The 10,015-nt window shown below is 37.7% G+C and carries 9 protein-coding genes and 1 pseudogene; 9 read left to right on the forward strand and 1 reads right to left on the reverse strand.

Translation table 11 applies throughout. From position 1 onward, the window contains the following. The first annotated feature begins 112 nt into the window (after positions 1-112). From WSC_RS0101495 to WSC_RS23820, 5 genes are read left to right on the forward strand one after another with little or no spacing between them, the layout of a single operon-like run. Positions 113-544 carry a DUF3859 domain-containing protein gene (locus WSC_RS0101495; RefSeq protein ID WP_016954145.1) on the forward strand — a complete coding sequence of 144 codons (432 nt, stop codon included), beginning with the start codon at positions 113-115 and terminating at the stop codon, positions 542-544. Beyond that, positions 545-1,843: a CRISPR-associated protein Csx16 gene (locus tag WSC_RS0101500; RefSeq protein WP_016954146.1), complete on the forward strand. Its 1,299-nt coding sequence runs from the start codon at positions 545-547 to the stop codon at positions 1,841-1,843. Further along, on the forward strand, positions 1,836-2,903 hold the full coding sequence (gene murB, locus WSC_RS0101505; RefSeq protein WP_016954147.1) for a UDP-N-acetylmuramate dehydrogenase: 1,068 nt from the start codon (positions 1,836-1,838) through the stop codon (positions 2,901-2,903). Before WSC_RS0101500 ends, murB begins: the two co-directional genes overlap by 8 nt. Beyond that, positions 2,903-3,862 (forward strand): biotin--[acetyl-CoA-carboxylase] ligase, encoded by a 960-nt coding sequence (locus WSC_RS0101510; RefSeq protein WP_016954148.1) that lies wholly within the window; start codon positions 2,903-2,905, stop codon positions 3,860-3,862. Before murB ends, WSC_RS0101510 begins: the two co-directional genes overlap by 1 nt. Next, positions 3,859-4,587: a type III pantothenate kinase gene (locus WSC_RS23820; protein ID WP_016954149.1), complete on the forward strand. Its 729-nt coding sequence runs from the start codon at positions 3,859-3,861 to the stop codon at positions 4,585-4,587. The genes WSC_RS0101510 and WSC_RS23820 overlap by 4 nt, the downstream gene beginning before the upstream one ends. 33 nt (positions 4,588-4,620) lie before the next feature. Here the strand turns inward: WSC_RS23820 and WSC_RS0101520 are convergent, their stop codons facing one another. After that, positions 4,621-4,815 (reverse strand): hypothetical protein, encoded by a 195-nt coding sequence (locus WSC_RS0101520; RefSeq protein ID WP_016954150.1) that lies wholly within the window; start codon positions 4,813-4,815, stop codon positions 4,621-4,623. 94 nt (positions 4,816-4,909) lie between these two features. Here WSC_RS0101520 and WSC_RS0101525 point away from each other — a divergent pair, with 94 nt between their 5' ends. The 4 genes and pseudogenes from WSC_RS0101525 to WSC_RS0101540 all read left to right on the forward strand — a co-directional run. Next, positions 4,910-7,039, forward strand: a complete 2,130-nt coding sequence (locus WSC_RS0101525) for a type I secretion system permease/ATPase (RefSeq protein WP_016954151.1) — start codon at positions 4,910-4,912, stop codon at positions 7,037-7,039. A 41-nt stretch (positions 7,040-7,080) separates the two neighbouring features. Beyond that, positions 7,081-8,628 carry a tetratricopeptide repeat-containing sulfotransferase family protein gene (locus WSC_RS21565; RefSeq protein WP_016954152.1) on the forward strand — a complete coding sequence of 516 codons (1,548 nt, stop codon included), beginning with the start codon at positions 7,081-7,083 and terminating at the stop codon, positions 8,626-8,628. Between the two features lie 10 nt (positions 8,629-8,638). Continuing rightward, complete coding sequence (locus WSC_RS0101535; protein WP_157447152.1) at positions 8,639-9,094, forward strand: hypothetical protein; 456 nt, start codon at positions 8,639-8,641, stop codon at positions 9,092-9,094. A gap of 26 nt (positions 9,095-9,120) precedes the next feature. Beyond that, a pseudogene (locus WSC_RS0101540) lies at positions 9,121-10,015 on the forward strand (hypothetical protein); the annotation flags it as partial.

Consider the following 10,015-nt stretch of genomic DNA (forward strand, 5'->3'; position numbering starts at 1 on the left):
CAAGTTTTTCTCCAAAATTCAGCTGATTTAGATCAAATTAACTGCAAATGTTGAATTTTCACCTTAAAGGCGTGATCATTAACCGTTTGATTTAACACTGTGGTTGTTTGATATGGCAAAAGCGAAAGCTCAGGTAGAAATAAAAAGTTTTGGAATTTATGACCAATGGGACAAAGATGATAAAAAATTGCCCAAGGTACAAAAATTCACTACCCAAGTGCCAGCTGAAGTAGATATCGAATTTGGTTTTGTCATTAATATTAAAAAAGCCAAAGGGCAAAAAGTTCGCTACTGTATTTACCACCCTGATATCCCTGATAAAAAAGGCAATGTGATGCCACCTTTTGATGGCGAAGAATATATTCGCAATAATAATTGGGACTTTTATTTGGGTGATACCATTTGGTTGCCAATAGAAGACAAAGTTGGTGAATGGCGCATGACTATCGAAATTGATGGTAATGAAATTGCCAGTAAAACTTTTGATGTTAATTTGCCAGAATTAGATGGCGAAATTGGCTTTTGGAAAAAGCGCGGATTCTAAATGAAAAAAATCGCTATTGTGCCATACGCAGGTGCGCGTAAATGGTTGTACAAAAACGTTGAAAATATCGAAGCTTTTTACGAGCAACTTGATTTAAGTTTAGTTGACGCTGGTGATCAGGTTTATGGCATTTTAACGATAGAAGAAGCCGCTCAAGTTGTTGAAAAAGGGGCGCAGTATTTTAGTCTGAGCTGTCAGCCAAATTCGCTATTAAACGGCACTTACGAGCAGTTTTTAACTGCCCAGCCTAGAATTACCAGTTTTGATATTCGCCCACAGCAACAAGGTGTACTAACAAGTATTTATCAAGCTTTTGCTAAAAAATTAGCTGCAGGTCTAAATAGGCAGTTAGACAAACTTCGTCATTACCGCATCGCTGATTTACGTTTAGCGTTTTATGCTTTGATGACAGCTACAGGTATTGGCATATTTGCTGATGCAGTCACTGGTGTTGAGCTATTTAAAAATCATCTTGTTTATTGGTTTGGCAAAGACAAAGCTTGGTTTGAACAGTACTTTACCATTTATTGGTTAATCGAAATGTTTGCTGGTTTGATTATCTTTTTCACCGCATCTATTGGTTTACGCCACCAAGCGGCCAATTGGGTGCCATTACGTGATGTTAAAAGACAAGACCCAGATAGAGCGTATGCGGCAATAGTTTTAACTTTGTCGACAGGTTATCGCTTTGAGCAAAGAGATAACAAGTGGTTTTTTATTAAACAAAAACAAATTGACCAAAACACTTTTACCAAAGCAACTGAAGTTGAGTTAACCGGCGATTTAGACCAAGACTTAATTAATCTTGAACCACTAAAAATTCAGTGGGAATTGATTTTACGTATATTGCGCAGCCAAGCGAATCATATCAATAGTAAATTAAGCCATGCGGTATTGTTAGGCACGCAAGACTGCAGTATTAAAAATCGCGAAGGTTTGGTTGAACGCATCGCGCCTGGTACTTATCCTCAAATCAAAAATGCCTTAAAGGTGTTGCAGCTATACCCTGAGTTTAGCCAAATTAAGTTTGAGCCATATCCTATACCCATTCCACCCAATGATATTGAAGCTTATTACAACGCTTATTTAAAAACTGCGCGTAAATGGCAGCATCAATACAAATTAGCAGAAGAAGATATGCTAATTGATATCACGGGTGGTAAATCTGTTAATAGTGTTGGTGCTGCATTAGCAACTTTGCATAATAAAATGCAGTTCCATTATGTAGATACTAATAATTTAAATGATGTATTGGTTTATCGCATGGAATTTAAGCAGCAGAAGAGTTTCCATGAGTAAGCAGAAATTAATTCCGAATACTTTTGCGCTTAAATGTATTGCAGATAGCTCTATTGCATGGCCAGAGCAGCAAAATCAATTTGATAAAAATCAGCCGTATCTGGTGGTTGGTGAAGGTTCAAATATTCTGTTGTTGCAAGAATTTTTTCATGGACAGCTGATCCAAGTTAATAATAGCCAGTTTGTTGTAAGTCAAACTCAAGATGCTTATATAGTTGAACTAGGTGGTGGCCTTAATTGGCATCAAACCCTAGTTCAATTACTTGAGCAGGGTATTCAAGGCGCTGAAAATCTCGCGTTAATTCCCGGTACTGTCGGCGCAGCACCTGTACAAAATATTGGTGCTTATGGGATTGAAATAGCCCAGTTTGTTGTCGCGGTCGAAGCTTATGACATTCAATTAGAACAAAGAGTAAAACTGACCACAGAACAATGCCAGTTTGCATATCGCGATTCAATCTTTAAACATCAAACTTATCAAAGTAAGAGCCGTTTTATTATCGAGACCGTTTGGCTCAAATTTGCTAAAAACGCCCAAGTGGTGACTGAATATGGCCCACTTAAACAGTTTGCTGAAGATTACCAACAGCAACATGGTAGCTTGCCTGCTGCGACTTTGGTGTTTGATGAGGTGTGTCGCATTCGCCAAAGCAAATTGCCTGATCCGAAAGTTTTACCCAACGCCGGCAGCTTTTTTAAAAACCCTATTGTTGATAAACAACATGCACAGCAACTGCAACAACAAAACGCCCATTGTGCCGATATGCCAATCTATCCCTATTCGGACAATTTAGTTAAGTTGGCCGCAGGTTTTTTAATAGATAAAGCGGGTTTTAAAGGTTTAGAGCACAAAGGAGCAAAGGTACATGAGCTGCAAGCTTTGGTGTTGGTAAATAATTCGCAAGCTAAAGGTACTGATATTGCCAAGTTAGCAAAGAGAGTGTGCGAAAAAGTTGAGGCTGAGTATCAAATTAAACTGCAACCTGAGGTGCGCTTTATTCATGAGTTTGCTGAAGTAGACGCTGTTGAATATTTAACTGAATTGGTGGAAGTTAACTAATGCAACATATGTCGTTATTAGAAGTGCTGTGTGACAATAATTACCACTCAGGTGAAGATTTAGCCGCTCAATTTGATGTCAGCCGTGCAACTATTTCAAATTGGATCGGGCAAATTCGCGACTCAGGTATAGATATTCATTCAGTGCCTGGACGCGGCTATTTATTACCAGCGCATATGCAACCACTTAATTTCCAGCAGTTGCAAGCTGGGTTACCAGCAAACTTTCATTATTTATTATCGCGTGAAACTAACTCTACCAATGAAGAAGTCAAACAGTTATTTAAACAGAAAAAATTAGCTGCACAAACCATAGTATTGTCGGCAACCGATAAACAAACACAAGGGCGAGGGCGACGCGGCCGCGAGTGGATTTCACCGTTTGCGCAAAACCTGTATTTTAGTTTAGGTATACAAATCAATTTGCCTATGGCTGAGTTATCTGGTTTAAGCTTAGTGGTAGGTATTGCCGTAGCCAAAGCTTTGCAAGCTCATCAATTAAATCCTCAGCTAAAATGGCCGAATGACATATATCTAACAGGCAAAAAACTCGGTGGCATTTTAATTGAGCTAGAAGGTAACTTTGAGCCGCCTTATTCAGTGGTAATAGGTGTGGGTTTAAACGTTAATATGGTAGAAAGTGCACAAAATATCGATCAAGCGTGGAATAGCTTAGCGCTGCACACAGGCAATAATTGGCAACGAACCCAAGTATTAATTGATTTAGTTAACGAAATTAATCAGCAAGTTGAGCTATTTTACCAACAAGGTTTTGCGCCATTTGCCAAATTATGGCCACATTTTGATGTGTATTTAAACCAACAGGTCAATATCGTCAGTGGCGAACGAGTAGAGCAGGGCACTAATATAGGTGTAGATGAACGCGGTAATTTGCTACTTCAACAAGGCAATATAGTTAAATCCATTACCGGTGGTGAAGTTTCTTTGAGGCCTGTATGAAAGTATTAATGGTAGATGAAGGCAATAGCCGAGCAAAATTGGTTGTTTACCAAAATAATCAATATCAGTTGTTACCAAGTTGGCAGATTTGTTGTGAGCAACATTCATCATTTGACAAGATATTAATTGCCAGCGTGAAAAGTGAAACTGAATCGATAGCAATTGATATCAAAGCTTTTTACCCAAATTGTTTGACTGAAGTATTAACTACACCCAAACAAGCATATGGACTGACCAATGCTTATATTGAATATCAACGTTTAGGCATAGATCGTTGGTTAGCCATGTTAGGTGCACGCTCCATTACCAATAATCCATGTGTCGTTGTGGATGCTGGCACGGCTGTAACAATTGATGTGGTTGATCATGCAGGCCAACATTTGGGGGGCTACATATTGCCCAATGTAGAATTTAGCGCCAATAAACTTGCAGAACGTTCAGGCAAAATAAAATTAATTCATCCAAATAAACCTGAAATTGGCTTAGGGCAATCTACTGAAACTTGCGTATTTAATGCTTTATATGCAAGCCATGTTAGTTTGATCAAACGAGTCATAAAGCAGCAGCAAATAGGAATACCAGATAACCAGCGAGTTGAATTAATTATTACTGGAGGAAATAGTGATATTTATCGCAATTTGTTAGGACTAGAGGGTCTTAAAATCCGGGCTGACAAGTTATTGGTATTCGCTGGTATGAGTTGTTATTTACAAAAGCCTTTTTGATCGGAATAAAGATACTTCAATTTTTCTTTACTTTTACTGCAAAAACAACGCACTAGGCATCACTTTTAAATTCGTTTCAGCAGTGACGGTACTCGCAAAACCGATTAGAACCATTAAAAAATGGATACTTCTTTGAGCTAGGTTTAATAGTTCAGAATTTTCAGGATAGATAAAAATTAAAATAAAAAATCCACCCTTAATTGATCGTTTACTATCTTTTTCAATCATTTTGTTTCCTTTTTGGTCATTTTTTATTGACAATTAGTTTGTTTTTATTAACATTCTCGCCACTTAAATAGATGTTAATATGGATTGAAATTTAGTGGACTCTGGAGTTATCAGTTTATGTATTGTTGCTAAGCTCAATAATATTGCATTAGACGCAACTTATGTAGAGAAACAATTTGGTCAATCTGGTCATTTGTTAACCTCGACCGATTTGATTAGGGCGGCTAAAAGTGTCAACTTTAAAGCTAGATGTGCGCAATTCATAATCAAGCCTCAAAAGCACTTATTTACATCGAGAGTACTTCCCTTAATTGCAGAAACGAAGGACGGTCAATATATTGTTGTGGCAAAAATGTCAGAGCAAGACTGTGAAACTCGATTTTTGATTCACGATCCCATTCAACAAAAAGCTCTGAATTTATCCCAAGCTGATTTATTTGAAAAAATATCAGGCACAGTCATATTGGTCACTAAGCGAGAAAGTTTTCTGAGTGATATTACGTCTTTTGATATTAAACGGTTTATACCTGCTTTTAAAAAATACAAAAAGATCTTTTACGATGTATTAGTTGCGTCATTTATTATTCAAATATTTGCACTTGCTACTCCATTATTTTTTCAAGTCGTTATGGATAAGGTGTTAGTGCACAACGGGCTTAATACCCTCAATGTGTTAGCTATAGGTTTTTTTGCGATTGCTATTTTTGACGTCATTCTTAATGGCATCCGGAATTATGTATTTAGTCACACCACAACTCGCGTTGACGTAGAGCTAGGCGCCAAGCTTTATAAGCACTTGGTTTCACTTCCTCTAAATTATTTTGAAAGCCGACAAGTTGGACAAACGGTAGCTCGTGTACATGAACTAGATAGTATTCGTCAGTTTATTACTGGAACTGCCTTAACCTTATGTATTGACTTGCTTTTTACTATTGTTTTTTTTGCTGTCATGTTTTATTACAGCACAACCTTGGCGTTAGTAGTGTTAGCTAGTATTCCATTATATATTCTACTTTCAGTGTTAATTACCCCAACTCTGCGACAACGGGTCGATGAAAAGTTTAAGCAAGGCGCGCGTAATCAATCGTTTTTAGTCGAATCTATTACAGGCGTCGAAACAGTCAAAGCTTGCTCCTTAGAACCACAAATGCAACGTAACTGGGAAGATAAGCTTGCAAGTTATGTCTCAGCTTCTTTTAAAGCACAAAACCTAGGTAATATTTCTAACCAAATTGCGAGTTTTATCAATAAACTTACCACATTAGGTATTGTTTGGTTTGGCGCCCATGCTGTTATGAATGGTGAAATGACAGTTGGTCAGCTGGTTGCGTTTAACATGTTGGCAGGGAGAATTAGTGGGCCTATTTTAAAATTAGTCCAAATTTGGCAAGATTTTCAACAAGCACAAATATCGGTTCAACGTCTTGGCGACATCTTAAATATCCCTACTGAAAATCAGCATAATCCAAGTCTAAGTGCGTTGCCCAGTATAAAAGGCAATATAACGTTTAACAATATCCATTTTAGATACCAACCCAATACGCCTTTAGTGCTAAACAATATTAACTTGAATGTCCAAGCTGGTGAAATTATCGGTATTGTGGGCGCTTCAGGCTCAGGTAAAAGTACTTTAACTAAGTTAGTCCAGCGATTTTACACGCCAGAATCGGGACAAGTAAAACTAGATGGTATTGACATTCATTCAGCCGATATCAGTTGGTTAAGACAAAATGTTGGCGTGGTGTTACAAAGCAGTTTTCTGTTTAACCGCACGGTTCGAGAAAATATTGCGTTAACCTATCCAGCGGCTTCAATTGAGGGGGTTATAAAAGCCGCCCACTTGGCCGGTGCCCATGAATTTATTACTAGTCTTCCTAAGGGTTATGACACCGTAATCGATGAACAAGGCAGTAATTTATCTGGCGGTCAAAAACAACGACTCGCGATTGCCAGAGCATTGATCACTAACCCCAAAATTTTAATTTTTGATGAAGCGACAAGCGCTTTAGATTATGAGTCCGAGCGTGTTATTCAAAAAAATATGCAGGCTATTTGCAAAGGCAGAACCGTGTTGATTATTGCCCATAGGTTAAATGCAGTATCTCACTGCCATCGCATAGTGGTGATGGATAAAGGGCAGATTGTTGAGCAAGGTAGTAAGCAACAATTGGTACAACAAAAAGGTTACTTTGCCAGCATGTATGGCCTCAAAGAAATTAGTTGAGTAAGTAGAATAATAAATTGATATATGAGGAGAAGGATATTATGGAATTACCAAATACAAGTAACAAGGCAGGAAAGGGTAGCGTTCAATCTTTTCTTTTTTCTGCAAAGGTGTGTTATTCAAAAGGAGACTTTTTAGGTAGTGCCAAACACTTAAGGCTGTATTTAGCCAAGAAGCCGGATGATCAAAAAGCACGAGTTAGGCTAATCGACGTATTAAAAAAGCTTAAAGACTTTGAAAGTGCCATTTACCAAATGGAGATTTTGCAAAAAAATACAGGCAAGAAAGAAATAACTTATAAGGATTATATTGAAAGGGATGACTATCAATCTGCATTAAAGCTGTTAGAAAAATACTTAATCGAAGATCCCAATAATTTGCAATATATTATTCACTATGCAGACACACTGAAAACGGTAGGTCGCGTTGATGAGGCTGAGTTAGCGTATAAACAGGCAATGGTGGTAAATCCGCTGAATGGATCTTCATATTGGGGATTGGCCAATATGAAGTCTTATAAATTTAGTGATGATGAAATCCTAGAGATGGAAAAATTATTGGTAAAACATGAACTAAAAGACAAAAGCCGTATGTTGATTAATTATGCGTTAGGAAAAGCACTAGAAGATAAAAAAGCGTATTCGGCTTCATTTAATGCCTATGCTGAAGCTAATGCTATTAAGTCAGTGCATGAACCTTACTATCAAGAGAATTTAGAAGGCTTTTACGCCAATATAAAAACGAATTATACCAAGGAGTTTTTTGCAAAAGCTGCTTTTACTTCAGCGTTGAATTCAGTTGCAACAAGCCAAGTGACCCCGATTTTTATTGTTGGCTTGCCCCGTTCTGGCTCAACACTGGTAGAACAAATTTTAGCCAGCCACTCTATGGTAGATGGCACACGAGAACTACCATTTATTAACCAACTAACACGGAACTTATATCTAAATAACAAGCATGGTCATGAAAAATATCAAGAGCCAAGTGATGCGTTGAAATTAGCCCTTAAAGAGCCGTTTGTGCATTATCCTGAAGTTGGGGTGAATTTAACTTCAGCAGAATTGATAATGTTGGCGCGTTTCTACGAGCAAAAAACGAAGGTTCTAAGAGATAAAGCACCGTATTTTACCGACAAAATGCCCAATAACTTTATGCATATAGGCTTAATTCAGCAAATTTTACCCCATGCTAAAATTATTGATATAAGGCGAAACCCAATGGCAGTTGGCTTGAGCGTATTTCGTCAAAACTTCCCTAAAGGCTTAAGCTTTAGTAACAACCTCAAAGATTTCGCTCACTTCTATAACGCCTACTTAGACTTAATGGCGCATTGGGATGAAGCATTGCCTGACAAGGTTTACCATTTATCTTATGAAAAACTAATTGAAAACCCAGATCAAGAAATTGCGCAATTACTTGAATATTGCAACCTTCCTTTTGAAAAAGGCTGTGTGAATTTTCACCAGACAAAACGCGCTGTGAAAACCCCAAGTGCAGAGCAAGTTAGACAACCCATTTATAAAGATGGACTTGAGCAGTGGAAAAATTATGACAGCGAACTAGAGAGTCTCAAAAATCTATTGGCGTAAGGTGCAGAGAATGAATACATCCACTAAAAAAGTGCTAACTTGGATTCAGATTGATTTACCAAGAATTAAACTATTTATTCTAGGGGGAATAATGCTACTAGGTTGTAACAGTAATAATGTATTAATTGAAGAAATAAGACAATTATCCAAAGAGCAAAATATCCAAAAAATAGGCTCTACAGATATTACTTATATTTTCGAGCATTATTTAGCAAAGGGGATGCCTTTAAATGATATTAAGCATTTTGCTGCTCAATATGAATTTGTTTTACTAAACACAACAGGCCCTCATCCAAAATTTTTAGAAAACTACCCAGAATTCCAAGAATTAGAATTATTGGTGTATGAAAACGTTTTAGAAAACAGCTTTTCTTCAGACCACTCAATTGTGATTCATCTAGGAATAAAAAATGGAAAATTACACGAATTTAAGGGCTTCTATTCAATTGCGTGGAAATTACCATAAACAATTATTAACTAAAAGGAAAAGAAATGACTTGTGAAAGTTTAAACACCACATCCTCTAACAACTCTAACCCAGAAACTATAAAAGTTGGCTATTTATCATTAGGAGATATAAATGGAGTAACTTATTACCACCAGTTTATTTTATATACGGATAGATTTGGAAATGAATACGCGACTAGAGGCGGCCCTTCAAATTCTAATGTTAGTTTTTCTGCATCAGAAAACAGCTCAAGCCTTGGTGATGCAACTATTTCTACGCAAGAGGGTAACTATGATAGCAACTTTATAGATCACCCTGACTGGGTCGATCCAACTAACCCAAATATCAATAACGCAGGTCGAGAGTACCATTTCGAGACAATTGCTCAAGGGGATAATCTTTATTCACAGTGGTATGAAGCAAGCGTGGCAATGTACGAATTGGGTAATGAAGGTCACGTATACAATCCGTTGATTCAGAATTCAAATACAGCCGTTGGAGATGCGCTACAAAGGGCAGAATTACCTCAGCCAAAACTAGACGATTGGGGGGAACATTGGTCACCAGGAGCAAACAATGACGTGGTTTCTGGAACTCCCAGTGACAGTTGCCCGGAACAACAGGATGACACAACAATTGAGTCGCTATTTAACACTTTTGATGATGCTGTGGGGTGGGTTAAAGATGTGTGGGCAGATCTTACGAATTGGGTTGGTGACGCTTGGGATTCTATAACTGATTGGGCAAATGAAACTTGGGACAACGCTACAGAGCTTTTAAATGATGCTTGGAATGACTTTACTGATTGGGCAAGTGAAATTTGGAATGATATTAGCGACTGGGCAAGTGATGCTTGGGATGATTTTACTAGCTGGGTTAGTGATACTTGGGATGATTTTACAAGTTGGGCAAGTGACACTTGGGATGATTTTACAAGTT

The organism is Catenovulum agarivorans YM01 (assembly GCF_000281085.1).
GTDB lineage: Bacteria > Pseudomonadota > Gammaproteobacteria > Enterobacterales > Alteromonadaceae > Catenovulum > Catenovulum agarivorans.